Source organism: Psychrobacter nivimaris, assembly GCF_043419765.1.
GTDB lineage: Bacteria > Pseudomonadota > Gammaproteobacteria > Pseudomonadales > Moraxellaceae > Psychrobacter.
Window position 1 is genome coordinate 383,446 of the sequence record NZ_JBHOFX010000003.1, and the last position, 17,064, is coordinate 400,509.

Annotated in this window: 13 protein-coding genes; 8 read left to right on the plus strand and 5 right to left on the minus strand. The window is 42.6% G+C overall.

Annotated elements, in window-relative coordinates; all coding sequences use genetic code 11:
- The first annotated feature begins 90 nt into the window (after positions 1-90).
- Entirely contained in the window at positions 91-561 is a 471-nt protein-coding gene (locus tag ACHEVO_RS08365) for a hypothetical protein (RefSeq protein ID WP_394124596.1), read from the plus strand.
- 97 nt (positions 562-658) lie between these two features.
- Here the strand turns inward: ACHEVO_RS08365 and ACHEVO_RS08370 are convergent, their stop codons facing one another.
- Positions 659-1,033, minus strand: a complete 375-nt coding sequence (locus ACHEVO_RS08370) for a 5-carboxymethyl-2-hydroxymuconate Delta-isomerase (protein WP_394124597.1) — start codon at positions 1,031-1,033, stop codon at positions 659-661.
- Between the two features lie 204 nt (positions 1,034-1,237).
- Positions 1,238-1,726, minus strand: coding sequence for a Cys-tRNA(Pro) deacylase (gene ybaK, locus ACHEVO_RS08375; RefSeq protein WP_394124598.1), 489 nt, complete (start codon positions 1,724-1,726; stop codon positions 1,238-1,240).
- Between the two features lie 247 nt (positions 1,727-1,973).
- On the opposite strand from ybaK, the gene plsB reads away from it, so the two are divergent.
- Positions 1,974-4,778, plus strand: coding sequence for a glycerol-3-phosphate 1-O-acyltransferase PlsB (gene plsB, locus ACHEVO_RS08380; protein WP_394124599.1), 2,805 nt, complete (start codon positions 1,974-1,976; stop codon positions 4,776-4,778).
- A 104-nt stretch (positions 4,779-4,882) separates the two neighbouring features.
- On the opposite strand, the gene ettA is transcribed toward plsB, so the two are convergent.
- On the minus strand, positions 4,883-6,544 hold the full coding sequence (gene ettA, locus ACHEVO_RS08385; protein ID WP_057757965.1) for an energy-dependent translational throttle protein EttA: 1,662 nt from the start codon (positions 6,542-6,544) through the stop codon (positions 4,883-4,885).
- 402 nt (positions 6,545-6,946) lie between these two features.
- On the opposite strand from ettA, the gene ACHEVO_RS08390 reads away from it, so the two are divergent.
- The 4 genes from ACHEVO_RS08390 to ACHEVO_RS08405 all read left to right on the plus strand — a co-directional run bounded on the left by ACHEVO_RS08390 (position 6,947) and on the right by ACHEVO_RS08405 (position 10,747).
- A complete protein-coding gene (locus ACHEVO_RS08390; protein ID WP_394124600.1) occupies positions 6,947-8,197 on the plus strand; it encodes a flavin reductase family protein in 1,251 nt (416 codons plus the stop codon).
- A 158-nt stretch (positions 8,198-8,355) separates the two neighbouring features.
- Positions 8,356-9,804, plus strand: a complete 1,449-nt coding sequence (locus ACHEVO_RS08395) for a fatty acid desaturase family protein (protein ID WP_394124601.1) — start codon at positions 8,356-8,358, stop codon at positions 9,802-9,804.
- A gap of 198 nt (positions 9,805-10,002) precedes the next feature.
- Positions 10,003-10,296 carry a GNAT family N-acetyltransferase gene (locus ACHEVO_RS08400; RefSeq protein ID WP_394124602.1) on the plus strand — a complete coding sequence of 98 codons (294 nt, stop codon included), beginning with the start codon at positions 10,003-10,005 and terminating at the stop codon, positions 10,294-10,296.
- A gap of 157 nt (positions 10,297-10,453) precedes the next feature.
- A complete protein-coding gene (locus ACHEVO_RS08405; RefSeq protein WP_394124603.1) occupies positions 10,454-10,747 on the plus strand; it encodes a 4a-hydroxytetrahydrobiopterin dehydratase in 294 nt (97 codons plus the stop codon).
- Positions 10,748-10,880: 133 nt separating this feature from the next.
- On the opposite strand, the gene ACHEVO_RS08410 is transcribed toward ACHEVO_RS08405, so the two are convergent.
- Complete coding sequence (locus ACHEVO_RS08410; protein WP_082624527.1) at positions 10,881-11,036, minus strand: DUF1328 domain-containing protein; 156 nt, start codon at positions 11,034-11,036, stop codon at positions 10,881-10,883.
- A 502-nt stretch (positions 11,037-11,538) separates the two neighbouring features.
- On the opposite strand from ACHEVO_RS08410, the gene ACHEVO_RS08415 reads away from it, so the two are divergent.
- Positions 11,539-12,825 carry a saccharopine dehydrogenase family protein gene (locus ACHEVO_RS08415; protein WP_394124604.1) on the plus strand — a complete coding sequence of 429 codons (1,287 nt, stop codon included), beginning with the start codon at positions 11,539-11,541 and terminating at the stop codon, positions 12,823-12,825.
- 749 nt (positions 12,826-13,574) lie between these two features.
- Positions 13,575-14,153: a hypothetical protein gene (locus ACHEVO_RS08420; RefSeq protein WP_394124605.1), complete on the plus strand. Its 579-nt coding sequence runs from the start codon at positions 13,575-13,577 to the stop codon at positions 14,151-14,153.
- Between the two features lie 116 nt (positions 14,154-14,269).
- Here the strand turns inward: ACHEVO_RS08420 and ACHEVO_RS08425 are convergent, their stop codons facing one another.
- Positions 14,270-16,816 (minus strand): Tex family protein, encoded by a 2,547-nt coding sequence (locus tag ACHEVO_RS08425; RefSeq protein WP_394124606.1) that lies wholly within the window; start codon positions 16,814-16,816, stop codon positions 14,270-14,272.
- Positions 16,817-17,064: the final 248 nt, after the last annotated feature.

Genomic DNA, 17,064 nt, shown 5'->3' on the forward strand with positions numbered 1-17,064 from the left:
AAAGCGCCTATCATTTAGGCGCTTTTTTATGCTTAACTGAAAATCTACTTATACAGAATACACAGCAACTAGCAGATTTAGGAGCAAGCTATGCCAATACCCTATTACAAAGCTGCCGCGTTAGCCACATGCTGTATGCAAACATTGGTAATTAGCACTGTACTAGCAAGTATCGCTGCAAATAGTGCGACTGCTAAAAATAACGACATCCCTCTTCATTTTACAGAAGGTGCTATTAGTAGCGTCGTCACTGGTAAATTAAACCACAATGACAATGAACGCTGGTATCGTTTTGACGCTACCATTGGACAGTATACCGTGATAAATATTACTCCACTTACGGGAACATCTGAGACTGCCAATGTCGGCGTATTACATATGCCGAATGGTATGCAAGATGGGAGCAAAGGCGGTATAGTCTATCAAAGCTGTTTACCTGCGACGGGCACATATCGGTTACGTATTGCCCGCAATCTTATGGCTACCGAAGGCAAAATCGCGGGTTATAAAGTGGAAGTAATGGTACTACCAACATATGCCAGTCAGCCTTTATGCAAATGATTGTAATCATTTAACGTTGGTAACTTTAGCCTATAAGCAGTCACCTTTTTAAGCAGTCGCTTCTTTAACCAAACAGTTTTTAAAAAGGCAGGCGCTATTAACTACCAAGCATTTTCTTATGATACACCGCACTTATCTCTTCAACTTCTACACATATCTGCAATGCTGCACGTCCTGACTGCTCTGCGCCTATTTTTTCTTCGATAGTAGCAACCAACAGTTCAGCCAACTGATCACGAGTGGCCGTATCGCGTCCGCTCATCAGCTTTAGGTGAGCATAAATAAATCCATTGGCCTGTTCATCGTCTTCAACACCAACTAGAAATGACTTAATAGGTACAATGCGGGCTTTTATATCAGTAGGCAGCTTAAACTGACCACTATCCCACAATGCTTTGTTTAGCGATTTGAGCAATGATTCTTCGTGAGCGATACTGACGTTGGGTGTCACTTGAATGGTTAAATGTGGCATGAGCATGTCCTTAAATGTGGATAAAAATAATAGATAAACTGGCGTATAAGTCTACGCCTTATCGCTATGCTCAATCTACAACAATCTTGCGCCAAAATATCTTCAATACAAGCAAAACCAGTATAGATTACTCATAAATATGCTTAGCGAAATTGTCGACATGGCGAATTTATAATATGCAGATGATAGCCACCGTATAACATTTTACTCATCAGTAATAGCATCAAAGCAAGCATCAAGCGTTGCTGCCAACTGTGCAGGCGGCAATTCAATCTCAAGACCGCGGCGACCCCCACTCACATAGACAGTGGCCTGATCTTGAGCTGTACTATCTATCACGGTTTTTAGTCGCTTCTTTTGACCCAGTGGACTGACACCGCCCAACACATAGCCTGTGCTTCGTTCTACTTGTTTGGGGTCGGCCATCTGCACTTTTTTGCATGACAGCAATTTGTTAGAAGATAACGCCTTAGCCATTTTTTTAAAATTAAGTGTTTTATCAACTGGTAATATCGCCACAGCGAGCACGCTAGTATCGGTGATCACTACTAAAGTTTTGAACACCTGTGTCACCGCTACGCCTAGCTTTTCTGCGGCTTCTAAACCAAACGAAGCGGCATTGCTGTCGTGAGTATATTCGTGTACCTGGTAATCAAGGTTACGTTTTTTGGCAAGATCGATAGCTGGAGTCATAAGTTTTAGGCTTAATAAAATGAAATTGAAAAATAGACGCTATATGTATCAGTCATCGGTGATAAAAATATATTATTACGCTAAATATATGAACTTTCAAATGTTTGAGCATTTTGTATAATTTGTCACTCACTACAGCGTAACCAGACCGTATTAATATTGGTAGTATATACAGACACTATATATCGCTTTGGTGGCTTTTATGGCATCATAAGCGCAACATATTTGACTATTTTTGATACTGATTATGATACCGAAGTTCCTAAAAAAACGGATTTTTAAAGCGCCGGTCGCAACTGACCGTGCGTCTGAAACTGACACTGCTGAAACTGATGGCAATGCAATCGCTACTAAGCCTTATTCTAATGCACCGATCAATCAGCTGTATCGTAAGCTGTCAGGTCAGATGCTCGATATCGCCGTAAAACCTAAGCTATTAGGCGAGTTACCTGAGTTCGATAATGATGATCAGACGCTAAGGTTTTATGTACTACAGGACTACTCTCGTTCCAACAGTATTCTGATTGACTTGCAGACGCAAGAGCACAACTTACCGCCTGCACTGGTTGGAGTAAATGATGCCGCCCATAATATTAAAGAAAATGCGGCCATCATATTTTTGAACCACCCAAGTGCCAAAGACAGCCAGTTGTCTCCTCGCCTTTCTCGCTTAGTGTCTGCTGTATTACAATACCCCGAGCTAAAGGTACGTCTAGTCCCCGTATCGATTCTGTGGGGACGCGCACCTGAAAAAGAAGATTCGTTATTTAAGCTACTGACTGCTGACAACTGGCAAGACCCTAGCATTACCAAGCAATTATTTAATATCGGAGTAATGGGCCGCGATACTTTCGTACAGTTTCACCCACCGCAAGACTTACGTACCATTATCAATGATAATCTCAAAGGCGATGTGGAAGGACCTGCTACCTTTGACTCAGTTGCTACAGATGCCCTGAAAGCAGATTTAACAGCGACGGATTCACTCGATACAGAGTCAACGGCCACTAACAGTGATGCCGCAGCTGACGCTGAGCAAACACCAAACTATGCGCTAGTCGCATCAGCTGATAGTAATCGTGAACTGGTTCGTATGTTGCAGCAGCAACTGTCAATTTATTTAGATAAACAGCGCGCCAGTATGCTTGGCCCTGATCTATCAGATAGACGCAACTTGGTAGACAAACTGGTGTATTCGCCAGCGATCAAACATGCAATTGAGATGGAAGCGGCAGAAAAAGGGACTAGCGTTCGAGAAGCTCGCAGTCAGGCCAGAGGCTATGCTAATGAGATGGTCAATGACTACTCTCATTCTATTATCCGTGGTTTTTATAAATTTCTGACATGGTTGTGGACGCAGTTATATGACGGTGTAGAAGTTCATCACTTCGAGCGCGTACGTGACCTTGCGACCGATTATGAGCTGATTTATGTGCCTTGTCATCGCAGCCATGTTGACTATCTATTACTGTCTTACGTTATCTACAAACGTGGCCTGAGTATCCCTTATGTCGCAGCAGGTGATAACTTAGATGTACCGGTATTAGGCCCACTATTACGCGGTGCCGTCGCTTTTTATATTCGTCGTAGCTTCCGTGGTAACGCGCTATATACCGCTGTACTGCGCGAATATATGCATACCCTGATCACGCGCAACACCCCGATTGAATATTTTATCGAAGGGGGTCGCTCACGTTCAGGTCGCCTGCTACCGCCGAAGATGGGGATGCTAGCGATGACCGTGCATAGCCAATTACGCCAAACCAATAAACCTGTGGTATTTATACCGACTTATATTGGTTACGAGCGTATTATGGAAGGCGGCACTTATGTTGGTGAGCTAAAAGGTAAGCCAAAAGAGTCAGAGTCTTTGATCGGGCTGCTCAAAGTTGGCCGTAAAATCGAACGTATCTTCGGTAATGTGCACTTAAGCTTTGGTACACCGTTGCACCTTAGCGATTTTATGACAAAATTCGATGTGCCAGCCAATAGCTTGCCATCTGATCGTACTGACTCGCCGCTCGATGAAAAAACCAGTGCTATGGTTGATAACATTGGTGTGAAAGTCATGCAGCATATCAATAAAGCTGCAGTAGTAACCCCTGTATCCCTATTATCATTGGTTCTCCTCTCGGCACCGAAAGCGGCATTGGATGAAAACATTTGCCGCGAGCAAATCGCTTTGTATCAAGGTCTGGCTCAGCAGCTGGTCTATTCAGATGATACGGTTATCACTGACATGACGCCGCAGCAAATCATTGATTATGGTATTAAGCTAAAACTTATTGAGCGTACGCCGCATATCTTGGGCGATATCATTCAGGTCGCAGGTAAACAAGCAGCGTTGCTTAGCTACTTCCGTAACAACATTTTGCATGTCTTTATTTTGCTGTCGTTCCTGTCTGCACTAGTCGCACGCAACGGACGTATCAAACGCAGCCGTCTCGATAGTATCGCTGAGCAGCTATATCCGTTCTTACAAAGTGAGCTATTCTTGTATTATCCAGCACATGGCTTGGCTGATACGCTCAATAAGAAAGTTGATAATCTACTATCTCATGGACTCATCGTTGACTTGGGTGATGATACGCTCAGCGTTCCTGAGTCTAATAGTAAGCACTATCAGCAGCTGCAAGTTCTGGCAACTCCAGTTGGACAAAGCCTTGAGCGTTACTTTATGACGCTTGCCCTACTTGCTCAGCAAGGCTCTGGTAATTTAACTGAAAACGAAGTTGTTGACCTGTGTCACCTACTTGGACAGCGTTTGTCTGTGCTTTATGCAGATGATATTCCCGATTTCTTTGACCGCGCCTTGTTCACCAGTTTCATTAGTGCGCTGACTCGTCTTGACTATCTACAAAAAGACGATGAAACAGGCATACTAACTTTCGATCATCGTATTAATGACATCGCTCATCATGCTAAGTACGTGCTAACGCCTGACATGATGCAAATCTTGCAGCAAGTTGCTAGTTTGGACGAAGAAGAAATCACTCACGCCATTACTGAAATTAGTAATAAAAAACAGCGTAAGTTTGGGCGTAAGCGTTAGTCTTAACAGCTGTCCATACTCTTTAAGATTTTAAGCTAAACAAAAAAAGACCTCTAATAGTTAGAGGTCTTTTTTATTGAATTTCAATACACTAAACAGCCGTATTAGTTAGTAATTTTCTTATACTTGGCACGTTTAGGACTGGCGTCATCACCCATTGTCTTTTTGCGATACGCTTCAAACTCAGTATAGTTACCGTCAAACCAAACTGGGCCTTCTTCTTCGAATGCCAAGATATGAGTCGCGATACGATCAAGGAACCAGCGATCATGCGATACGACCATTACTGTACCTGGGAATACTTGAATCGCATCCTCTAGCGCACGTAAGGTTTCGATATCCAAATCGTTTGATGGTTCATCAAGGAGCAATACGTTTGCGCCTTGCTTTAGCGTCTTCGCTAACTGCAAACGGTTACGCTCACCACCTGATAATTGACCAACGTGCTTTTGCTGATCTGAGCCTTTGAAGTTAAAACGTCCGATATAGGCACGGCTTGGCGTGGTATAGTCGCCAACGGTAATGATATCAAGGCCGTCAGAGACTTCTTCCCACACGGTCTTGTTATCATCTAGATGATCACGTACCTGACCGACATAGGCAACTTTAACACTTTCACCCAAATCGACTGAACCTGTATCTGGGGTATCACGCTCAGTAATCATGTTAAATAGCGTGGTTTTACCCGCACCATTTGGACCGATGATACCAACGATACCACCAGCTGGTACGTTAAAGCTTAGGTTTTCATACAGCAGACGATCGCCGAATGATTTAGAGATGTCATTGATCTCAATAACCTTGTTACCCAAACGTGGACCAGGTGGAATATAAATCTCAGAAGTCTCATTACGTTTTTGGAACTCAGTTGAGTTCAATTCTTCAAAACGCTGTACACGAGATTTAGACTTAGCCTGTTGGCCTTTTTGGTTTTTGCGAATCCACTCAAGCTCTTTTTTCAGCGCTTTAGCAAATGATTCTTCTTGCTTGTTCTGCTGCTCTAGACGCGTGTTCTTTTGCTCTAGCCACTCGGTATAGTTGCCTTCATACGGATAGCCATGGCCACGGTCAAGCTCCAAGATCCACTGAGCAACATTATCCAAGAAATAGCGATCATGGGTAATGGCAACGATCGTACCGCTGTAGTTCTGCAAGAACTGCTCTAGCCATGCAACAGACTCGGCGTCCAAATGGTTGGTCGGTTCGTCAAGTAATAGCATGTCAGGGCGCGACAATAGCAAACGGCATAATGCCACACGGCGTTTCTCACCACCTGACAGTTTGCTAACGTCCGCATCCCATGGTGGCAGACGGAGCGCGTCGGCCGCTTTTTCTAGCTGGTTGTTTAAGTTGTGCGCATCCCAAGACTGGATGATATCTTCCATCTTGCCTTGCTCTTCAGCAAGTTTATCAAAATCAGCATCAGGCTCTGCGTATTCAGCATAGATAGCATCTAGACGTGCTAGCGCATCTAACGCTTCGCGCATACCATCTTCGACATTACCACGAACGTCTTTGCTGTCATCTAGCTGTGGTTCCTGTGGCAGATAGCCAACTTTGGTACCTGCTTGCGCGCGTGCTTCACCACTAAACTCAGTATCCACGCCTGCCATGATACGTAGCAAGGTTGATTTACCTGAACCATTGATACCCAAAACACCAATTTTGGCACCAGGGAAAAACGATAGGTTGATATTTTTTAGGATTTCACGCTTAGGGGGAACAAGTTTTGACACGTTGTTCATCGTGTAAATATATTGAGCCATTAACACTCCGATAGACTGCATAGAAGAGAACAGCAAATGCAACTCAGCGATGATGCCAAGCGTGCCGTACCTCAAAATCAGGGTTACAAATTATAGGTCATTATCGCATTGTGGCGCATACCCTGCAAGCTGACAGGTTGTTTTACCAGTTGTTTTACCGTTTTTGACAGCAGGCTATGGCCTTTAGCTATAAAACACGCTTTAAAAAATAACGCAAGAAGTCTTATCTTAATGAACTAACTTAACATTTTGATTCATTAGCATTTTATAAAGACCACAAAAAATAGCATCAAAACTTTCGCAAATTTAATCAATAGCCGTTAGCATGTTAGTGTGGCTTAACAAGGTCTATCGGCTCGATTTCATTTTCGATTATTAGAATGACTTATAAACTGACTTTGTATGCGTTACCTCATTCACTTTTATAGCAATCATACAGGTACTGATAATATGGCCAACGGCTATCGCCCTGAAATAGTTCAACGTGCGTTTGTCGATTTTATCGGATCGCGCTTACATCCGTTTTGGTCATTGACGACTCCTAAGTTACGCCTGATTGCACGCTATACGTTAAGTGATGATTTGATAGCACTTCGTTTTGAGACCAATAGAGCCTTTAAACAGCAGACTTCTAAGATGATGAATGGTTGGCAAGGTGGTCAATATCTTGATCTGCGCGTTTGTATCGATGGAGTCTATCACCAGCGTAGCTACTCGATAGTGGGCTTGGCGCATCAACCACTCTGGTGGCTCGACGATATTACCGAGAGCCATACGGCATACCAATGCCATACGGTAACTATCGCGATTAAACCGCAAGGGTTGGTATCTAACTATTTAACCAAGCAAATGCCACTGGCTAGCGTCGTTGACACAAGTCTGCCACTTGGTCATTTCACATTAGAACAGACCTCGATAGCAGCGCAGAACACCTCAAATGATAACCAACTTATTCCTTTGCTATTTATCGCTGGTGGTAGCGGTATCACGCCTATGCTCGGACTTATCACTCAAGCGCTGAGTAATGGCTACCATGTGACTTTACTGCATTACAGTCGGACTATTTCATCCAAACTTAAACATCAATGGCAACAGCTGAACGATATATATCCAGACTTTATTTATCATCTAATCCATACTGAAGAGCCGACTACCTATTTGGCAGGCACACGATACTTAAGTGTAGAGGGTCTGCTGTCGCTAAACTTACCTCTAGCAGATACGCAGATATTTGCTTGCGGTTCACAAGCGTTATTAGCTGGCTTATATACGGCCGCTGCAGAGATAACTTTACCTATAGACAAACAGCTGCGCGATAACATCATAGTAGAGAACTTTGGTAATGCCCTAGCTGATGTTGATATCAGCAGCAATCAAACATTCGATAAGACGATACCTGTAGAAGAACACACTGTCTATTTGCGATCACGGCAACGACAGTTTAGCAGTGACACGACCATACTGGCTGCTGCTGAAAATGCAAATGTACGACTAGCACATGGTTGCCGGCAAGGCATTTGCCAATTGTGCCGCTGTAATAAAGTCAGTGGCGTGGTCAAAAACGTCCAGACAGGGAAAGTGAGCGGTGATGGTTACGAGTCTATTCAGACTTGCATCAATATTGCCATGACTGATGTGGTTCTCGATGTTTAATGACTGGCTTGATAGAACGACTGGCTCAAAAGAAAGCATGTGCTAGACAACCTATGAGAAATAAAAGACAAACGTCACTTTATAGGCTACAACTCAGATAACTTATCAAACCGGATGCAGTGCTGCTTATTCATGCCGTTTCGGTTAAGGATTTATTTATGCGCTTATTACCACCCGTTACTACGCCACAATCTGCTGTGCCTATCTTGACGCCACTGTCCGATGCACAACTAGCGAAAAACGCGCCTTTGCCTTTGACGCCGCAAACGTCTTACACGCAGCTTAATGATAAAGCAATCAATGATAGCGGTCAGCCAGACATGTCAATACGGACTCGCTACCCAACAGTAACTGACGCTCCTTTATCAAAGCCTCAAAGTGATGCTTTAGCTGCAGAGCTCAATGCCCTGTATAAAAGCGTCATGGACTCGCTAGGCAGTGAAGATGCACGCTACATACAGCGGATATATGCCACCGTGGTATATAGTGAAATTATCGCCCGTGGTCTACTTGCAGCGGTTGGGCGTATGACATCGAAACGCAGTCTGGTCGCTACTTGGCTACTAGGCACGTCTTTACTTAGCTTTAGCAAAATATTGAACAACATGGAGCTGGGTCATAACGTCATGCATGGTCAATATGACTGGATGCAACACCCGCACCTTAATAGTCAAAAATTCGACTGGGATATCGTCTGCCCTGCTCCATTATGGCAACACTCTCATAATTATCTACATCACACTTTTACCAATATTGTTGGCCGTGATCATGACGTAGGCTATCACTTGATTCGAGTGACTGATGAGCAGCCTTGGACGCCAGAAGATCGCTACAATATGTTTAGTACAGCGGTACTGGCATTTGGCTTTGAATGGGCAGTAGCCTTTCATGACATCCAAATCAGTGCAGATGAATACGCCGACTCCCCTGATCTGCACAAAATCATGCAGCAAAAGTCTCGCGCCTTATTTGCCAAAATTGGACGACAGATAGGCAAAGACTATATCGCACTGCCGTCTATAGTAGCGATGACGCTAGGTCGTCGTAGCGCCTTCAGTACGCTGAGCGGTAACATGACTGCCAACACTGTCCGTAATCTATGGACGTGGGCAGTGATTTTTTGCGGGCATTTCACTGAGCAAGCGCATATCTATACCCATCTCGATGCCAATGAAAGTAAAGGCGACTGGTATGTACGCCAAATCCTTGGCTCTAGCAATATCAAAGGCAGCAAATGGTTTCACCTTTTGACAGGTAATTTATCTCATCAGATTGAGCATCATATATTTCCTGATATGCCAGCCGGCCACTATGCAAAGATTGCACCGCAGGTACAGGCCATATGCCGTAAGTATGGTTTAAGCTATAACACTGGCCGCTTTGGTACGCAACTCAAGCAAGTACTGGGACGTATTTATCACTTTAGCAAACCTAGCGAGAAAGAATGGCAAGCCTATGTGCAATCAACGGAAAATGCAGATAGTACCGCTTATAAAAATGATAGGTTAGCGGCCAATTTAGAAGACAAATTAGCGATAGAAAACACTAGTGGTCTCACTCGCTTTTTACCTCCAGTCGTTCGTAAGGCCATATCCTATGCATGGTGACATATTCAGATTTGCAACTAGATACTGCCATGATAAGGTAGGACAAAAGACATAAATGACGTCAACAATCGTCCTATCTACCATTACGGTAAGCGTCTAGATTATTAGGCATCAAACCTACATACTAAACTGGCACTATTAAATTAATAAATATTTAATTCATAATAAAAATTCGATAATAAGAAATGGAGTATATTAATGAATAATCAAACCTCTAAACCAAATCTAGAAATTGTTCATAATCAAGCAGCAAAACGCTTTGAGACATCTATCAATGGTCAGACAGGTTATATTAGCTATCAGGAAAGTGCTGACAAGTTGGTTTACGATCATACTATCGTACCGCAGCAGTTGGGTGGACGCGGTGTTGGTTCAGCACTGGTAAAGCACGCGCTAGATTATGCACGCGAGCAAAACAAGAAAGTGATACCACAATGCTCGTTTGTCGCGTCATACATTAGCAAACATCCTGAGTATCAAGATTTGATTTAACTGGCTACGTAGTTAGGTTCAATTAATTCGTCAATTAAGTTCAGTTAAGTGATATCGGTCAAAGCAGAAAAATATGTAGATATTTATTTAGCATAGGAGACATACCCCAACACCACTTTTAATAAACCAATTCGACATAACAATAAAGGTTATTAATATGAGTAGTTTATCTGACAAACAAATCAATCTACAGCTAGAAGAGCTTGCTGGCTGGCAGCGTGACGGCAATAGTATCGTCAAGACCTATCACTTTAGCAATTTTATCGAAGCTATGAGCTTTATGAATCAAGCGGCATTTCATGCTGAAGCGCTTGAGCACCATCCAGAATGGCGTAATACCTACAATATCGTGGAGGTTCGTTTAACCAACCACGATACAGGCGGTATATCTAGTCTGGATATTCGTTTAGCCAAACGCATGGAGCATATCATTCAGCCAAAACGGTTATAGTGGCAAGTCTACAATGTATGCCTTGATGCCGATTATCTTTGCTCTGTACCAATTGCCCTAGTTGAAGCAGATAAAAAAAGACCCTCAATTGAGGGTCTTTTTTATAGTAGGTATTTATAACAATACGCTGTATCTACATTTTACGACTGACAAAGGCAACGATAAACAAAATCACAGCAACTGCTAAGAAAATGTATGCCAAATTAGCAGACAATCCTGCGACACCACCGAAACCTAGGAAACTCGCTAATAATGCGATCACTGCAAAAATAATAGCCCAACGAAACATAATCTTCTCCTCAAATAATGGTAAAAAACAGATATTAGAATTTATATAGCATCTATTTAACTTGTTTTTATCTAATGCTAGTTATTACTGTTTACGCTTATAGACTAGCAATGTTCGTCTCCAAAAAACGTTCATTTTAGTAATAATATCGGTAGGTTATGTAAAGTTTGTAGTAACTGTTAATGTCTCATACCTCTTTTTCTTTAATAGATGCTATTTTCAAAATAGAATTATATTTCTGAATACAGCGTTATTTAACTGAGAGTTCTTAAACTAAGTGCTTTTTACTTGAATGTGCTTTTATTGAATACTCTTTTACTGAACGCTACTCTTCCAACTGTATACAGAATTATTTTAAATTTCTAACGTTGTATGCGATGTTGTATGGGAGGTTGGCTGCAAACTATAAACTGTAGCGACCTCACAAACCCCTAACCTAATCAAACGACTTGGTTTATAGTTTACTATCCACTTATTCTCAAATCTATTAAGGACAATACATATGGATACCAATACGGATACTGAAAACCCTACACAAAAAACCAGCGGCGACACACGCCCTTATGCAGTTGTTCTATATGGTGCGACAAGCTTCGTCGGTCAGATCACTGCCCACTATTTAACCAATTTTTTGTCAAATAATAAGAACGAAGATGGCTCAGACGTATCATGGGCGATCGCAGGTCGTGATGAAGACAAGCTCAATAAGCTACAGGCCAAACTTGAGAGTAAGGTAGACATTATTATCGCCAATAGTAATGATGCTGCCAGCCTTGATAAGATGACAAAGCAAACTCAAGTCATCATCTCTACTGTAGGCCCATATCTGAAATATGGTGAGCCACTGATTAAATCCTGTGCTGAAAACGGTACAGATTATGTCGATCTTACTGGTGAGGCCATTTTTATCAAAGATATGATGGACAAGTACCAAGATACTGCCAAGCAAAGTGGTGCCCGTATTGTTAACTCTTGTGGTTTTGACTCTATCCCGTCAGATTTGGGCGCGTACTTTACCCAAGCTAAGGCAGAAGAGAAGTTCGGCGAGACCTGTAATGTCATCCATATGCGTGTCAAAGCAGCGAAAGGTGGTATCTCAGGCGGTACTATCGCATCGATGGCATCAATATTTGAAGAAGCTGGCGAAGATAAATCACGTCGAAAACAAGTGGCCAATCCATATCTGTTAAACGATGATACTGATGCACCAAACGTACGTCAGGATAATGTCAGCAAACCAGTATATGACAGTAACCATAAGCGCTGGTTAGCACCGTTCGTCATGGCGACCATCAATACGCGTATCGTCCATCGCACTAACCAATTGCTCAGCTATGAGTACGGTCGCGATTTCAAATATGACGAAGCAATGTGGATGAAAGATGGCGTCAAAGGAAAACTGTCTAGCTATGCCATGAGTGCAGGTTTGTTGGGCTTTGCTACTGCAATGATGATTAAACCAAGTCGCGAGTTACTATCCAAGCACGTCTTACCAAAAGCTGGCTCAGGCCCTTCTAAAGACGAACAAGAAAACGGCTACTTTGATATTCGTCACTTTGGACAAACGGCCAAAAATGACACTATTACCGTTAAAGTAACAGGTGATCGAGATCCTGGTTACGGCAGTACTTCTCGCATGATTTCGCAGGCGGCATTATGTCTGGCACAAGATATCAGCAAAGAGGACGTTGGCGGTGGGTTCTGGACACCAGCATCTGCGATGGGAGATAAGCTAATAACTCGCTTAGAAGCGCATTCTGGTCTTAGCTTTGAAGTGATTGATAGTTAATCTATTGAATGATAACAAAGGCTCAATGTCTTTATGACCGTATCTTGGTTTCGAGATACGGTTTTTTATTACCTACTTTAAAATTTCAGCTAGGATTAAATTGAGAACAACGTATTTTTTTGGTGAACAATGTTTCTGTTTCCCAATTATTTAATACTTTATGATACTAACTACTAATCTAATATTGCTACTATCGTTTTATAAATATTGTAGAAAAATTATATGTAAACATTAGTTTAATTAAATGTATATCATCGAAAAACTTATGTACTAAAATCTGATAATTATCTAAACACTGGTTTTGAATTATAAATAAAAACTACTGATGAAAGTCTCTGTAATACTGACAAATAGCACTCAAAAAACTATTAATAACAGTTATCTAAGTTCAAATAACAACTATGAGCAATCAAATATTCATATTCTCAATACTAGAGACGTCGGTAGATATTTATTATTAGCAGACTCACTTATTAACAGTTGTAATAACACAATCAACCTTTGCTACTAATGAGTTTTGGGGAATCTAGAAGTTAAAATATCAGCTAGACTTTAGGTATGGCAGTTTCATAACGTCACAAGAAAACATTAAACTGTTAGAACCTTAATGAGTTTGCTACTGAAATATAAACTACATCGTTGATAATTTGCATACAGTATTTACAGACAACTTTAAATAAAAACGGCTCAACATTGAATATGAGTTATCGTTTTTAACTATTGCTAATTATGTATCATGGAGTTCTATAATGAAAAAGAATGTTTTATCACTAATCGTCGGCGCTACCCTTGTACTACCAACTATGGCAATGGCGGCACCCGTTAACAATAGCGATCTAATGCCAGCAGATATGCGTAATGCTGCTGTCGAGAGCACTGTACAGGCCGAAATAGAAGGTCCTGATGGTGAGTTGCTAGCGACTCAACCTGGCGCTGTCGATGTCGAAGAGTCAAATACTGATGATATCGATATGGACATGGGTAATGAAGCAGATGAAATGAACGACGAAACTGACGATATGGATAATGAAGCACGCGATGATAACGCAGCTTTGATGAACAACGCTCAAGCAACAACCAATGCGGCAGCAATGACTACTGCTACAACTGCTCAGGCTCCTGTACAGAACGCTCAAGCGCCTAACATGCAACACAGCAATGCAGACTATCAGCCTTTGATCGTTGGTGAAGCGGCTACTGAGAATAAAGTTGCAGATGCTGCTAGTACTTTGCAAGAAAAGAAAAAAGACAAGCGTGGTGAGTTATTAGCTACTCAGCCAGCAAACGTACAGTTCAAAGAAAACCGTCGTATCGCTGTATCACGCTAAGCAGGCAACTAGTTTAGTGGATTAGTTTGTAAGTATATTACTTATATAAAAAGGCAGCCATATGGCTGCCTTTTTTATTATACCCAACTATAAATTTTAGCTATTTTTAGCAGCATTTATTTCTTAGTTTTAGTCACGCCAGCTTCTTGTAATAAAGCGCCGAGTGTACCCACTTTACTTGGGGCTTCAGCTTTATCATTTTTCACTGGCTTACTACGATTACTCGCGTTGTCTTTATCCTGACGCTTGCCACGTGGCTTAGACGGACGTTTGTCAGCAGCTGGACGGCTATTATTTGGACGGTCACTATTTGTATTATTACTGCGTGGACGACTGGTTTTCTCGCCATCTGTATTAGCTGTCGTAGACTTGGCAGCCGTACGGACAGGTTTTTCAGATTCAGGTTTCATGCTAAAGCCGATACGACCACGTTTCTCATCGATGGAGATAACCCGTACCGATACGATATCGCCAGGTTTAACACGATTCATAGGATCTGCGACAAAGTCATTGGCCATCTGCGAGATATGTACCAAACCATCCTGATGTACACCAACATCAACGAAACAACCAAAGGCCGTTACGTTGGTGACTACCCCTTCTAACGTCATGCCTTCGCTCAAATCTTTGATGCTATTGACGTCATCACGGAAATTGGCCGTTTTAAATTCAGGACGAGGATCGCGAGCAGGTTTGGCAAGCTCTTCGATAATCGCTTTTACGCTGACATTATCGTCATTAGCAGCCAGTGTAGTCGTATCGATAGTATTTAACACGCTATCATTACCGATGACTTCTGACAATGGCTTGCCCGCTTGTGCAAGTAAACTATCGACCAATGCATAGCTCTCTGGATGCACACCAGTGGCATCTAATGGATTGCTACCATTATGAATACGCAAGAAACCAGCTGCCTGCTCAAATGTCTTAGTGCCTAGACGTGGGACGTTTTTGAGCGCTTCACGACTATCAAATGCACCATGCTCTTTGCGATAGGTGACAATTTGCTGTGCCACATTGCGGTTGAGACCTGCGATGTGAGCCAAGATAGCTGGACTGGCTGTGTTTACATCCACACCCACGGCATTTACGCTATCTTGAGTTACTTTATCCAGACTGTCTGCAAGCTGGTTTTGATTGACGTCATGCTGATATTGACCAACGCCAATGGCTTTTGGATCAACTTTGACAAGCTCTGACAATGGATCTTGCAAGCGACGCGCAATAGAAACTGCACCGCGTACAGAAACGTCTAGATTGGCAAGCTCATCACTAGCAAGTTCACTCGCTGAATAAACAGACGCGCCCGACTCATTAACAATGACAGCTTTGGCTTTTAGTGCATCGTTCGCAGCCAAAATCTCTTTGATCATCGCATCTGTTTCGCGACTTGCCGTACCATTACCGATAGCGACCAAATCAACGTTATAAGTGCTCAACAGCGCATCGATGACTTTCTTGGCTTCATCCATCTTATTATCAGGTGCGAACGGATACACTGTCGCTATAACAGGCTTCTCTTCGCTATCTGACATGACATGACCTTGCGCATCAACGATGGCCATTTTTACGCCATGACGGATACCAGGATCGACACCCAAGATTACTTTAGGACCTGCAGGTGCAGACATTAGCAAATGCTGTAAGTTGCTAGCGAACACATCAATCGCATCCGCTTCTGCGGCTAGGCGCTTTTCAGTTAACAAGCGGTGCTCGATATGCGGACGCCATTTGTCTTTCCACAAGCTACTGGCTGCCTCTGCCAAAAACTCACGGCGGGCTGCTGGCGCTTTGGCATCAACATCGAAATGATTGATAATTTTTTCGATAAATGGTGCGTCTTCGCCTTCAATCTTTAGACCCAAGACGTTTTCTTGACGACCGCGCAACATTGCTAATAGGCGATGATTTGGCAGTCGAGCAAGGCTTTCGCTATGCTCAAAGTAGTCTTTGAATTTTTCGCCAACTTCGCGCTTTTCTTCGCTCGCAACGCTCGATACGATACTGGCAGTTTTGGCAAAACCACTGCGTAAATTGTCCAACAAGCCCAATGCTTGTGTCCATTCATCAACGATAATCGCTTGTACGCCAGCGAGTTGTTTTTCGATATCGCTAAAATCAACCTCGATTTCATTACCACTGTCATCAGTGATACTTGACTGGACTTGATAGTCAGCCAAGGCATCCGTCGGGGTAATTTCTTGGGTCAAGACCGCTTGTGCAGCAGTATCAAGACCAGCGGCACGAGCTTTGGCAGCAGGTGAACGACGACGCGGACGATATGGCAGATAGATATCTTCAAGCTCAAGCTTAGACGTCGCATTATCGATACGCGTCTGTAGCTCGTCAGTCAGATTGTCCTGTGTGCTTAACAGCTCAGTAATTTTGAGGCGACGTGTTGCCATGTCACGCTCATAATTAAGAGACTTCTCTAAAGCACGCAGCTGCGCATCATCAAGATTCTGAGTCTTTTCTTTGCGGTAACGCGCAATAAAAGGAACCGTCGCGCCTTCATCATAAAGTTTGACAAACGCATTGACTTGAGCAGTCTTAATGCCAAGCGCGCGAGCAAGCTTGTCGTGAATATTCGCGTGTGTGGTTGCATCTAAAACCTGTGCATTTGTCGAGGTTTGAGATGACGTTAAGGTATCAGTGCTACTCATATACGTATCAATCGTTGAGAAATGTAGCTTTGCATTATAGCAAAAGCTGCATGAATAAAAATCCTTTTTATCTTTTCGTTATTTATTGCGTATTTTAGGACGCAAATCGTTCTATATCGCACATCCTATGGACTTGTTAAACAAACGCATACAGCATTTATTATCATGGGTGATGCAATTCTCGGTGCAATCTTATACACTAAAGTATCAATAACACAAATATTGATATGTGCTGACATATTGAACAA

What these genes read in the sequence shown, in the direction of transcription:
- ACHEVO_RS08365 (WP_394124596.1), top strand. Translation starts at nt 91, where the DNA reads ATGCCAATACCCTATTACAAAGCTGCCGCGTTAGCCACATGCTGTATG.
- ACHEVO_RS08370 (WP_394124597.1), bottom strand. Translation starts at nt 1,033, where the DNA reads ATGCCACATTTAACCATTCAAGTGACACCCAACGTCAGTATCGCTCAC.
- ybaK (WP_394124598.1), bottom strand. Translation starts at nt 1,726, where the DNA reads ATGACTCCAGCTATCGATCTTGCCAAAAAACGTAACCTTGATTACCAG.
- plsB (WP_394124599.1), top strand. Translation starts at nt 1,974, where the DNA reads ATGATACCGAAGTTCCTAAAAAAACGGATTTTTAAAGCGCCGGTCGCA.
- ettA (WP_057757965.1), bottom strand. Translation starts at nt 6,544, where the DNA reads ATGGCTCAATATATTTACACGATGAACAACGTGTCAAAACTTGTTCCC.
- ACHEVO_RS08390 (WP_394124600.1), top strand. Translation starts at nt 6,947, where the DNA reads ATGCGTTACCTCATTCACTTTTATAGCAATCATACAGGTACTGATAAT.
- ACHEVO_RS08395 (WP_394124601.1), top strand. Translation starts at nt 8,356, where the DNA reads ATGCGCTTATTACCACCCGTTACTACGCCACAATCTGCTGTGCCTATC.
- ACHEVO_RS08400 (WP_394124602.1), top strand. Translation starts at nt 10,003, where the DNA reads ATGAATAATCAAACCTCTAAACCAAATCTAGAAATTGTTCATAATCAA.
- ACHEVO_RS08405 (WP_394124603.1), top strand. Translation starts at nt 10,454, where the DNA reads ATGAGTAGTTTATCTGACAAACAAATCAATCTACAGCTAGAAGAGCTT.
- ACHEVO_RS08410 (WP_082624527.1), bottom strand. Translation starts at nt 11,036, where the DNA reads ATGTTTCGTTGGGCTATTATTTTTGCAGTGATCGCATTATTAGCGAGT.
- ACHEVO_RS08415 (WP_394124604.1), top strand. Translation starts at nt 11,539, where the DNA reads ATGGATACCAATACGGATACTGAAAACCCTACACAAAAAACCAGCGGC.
- ACHEVO_RS08420 (WP_394124605.1), top strand. Translation starts at nt 13,575, where the DNA reads ATGAAAAAGAATGTTTTATCACTAATCGTCGGCGCTACCCTTGTACTA.
- ACHEVO_RS08425 (WP_394124606.1), bottom strand. Translation starts at nt 16,816, where the DNA reads ATGAGTAGCACTGATACCTTAACGTCATCTCAAACCTCGACAAATGCA.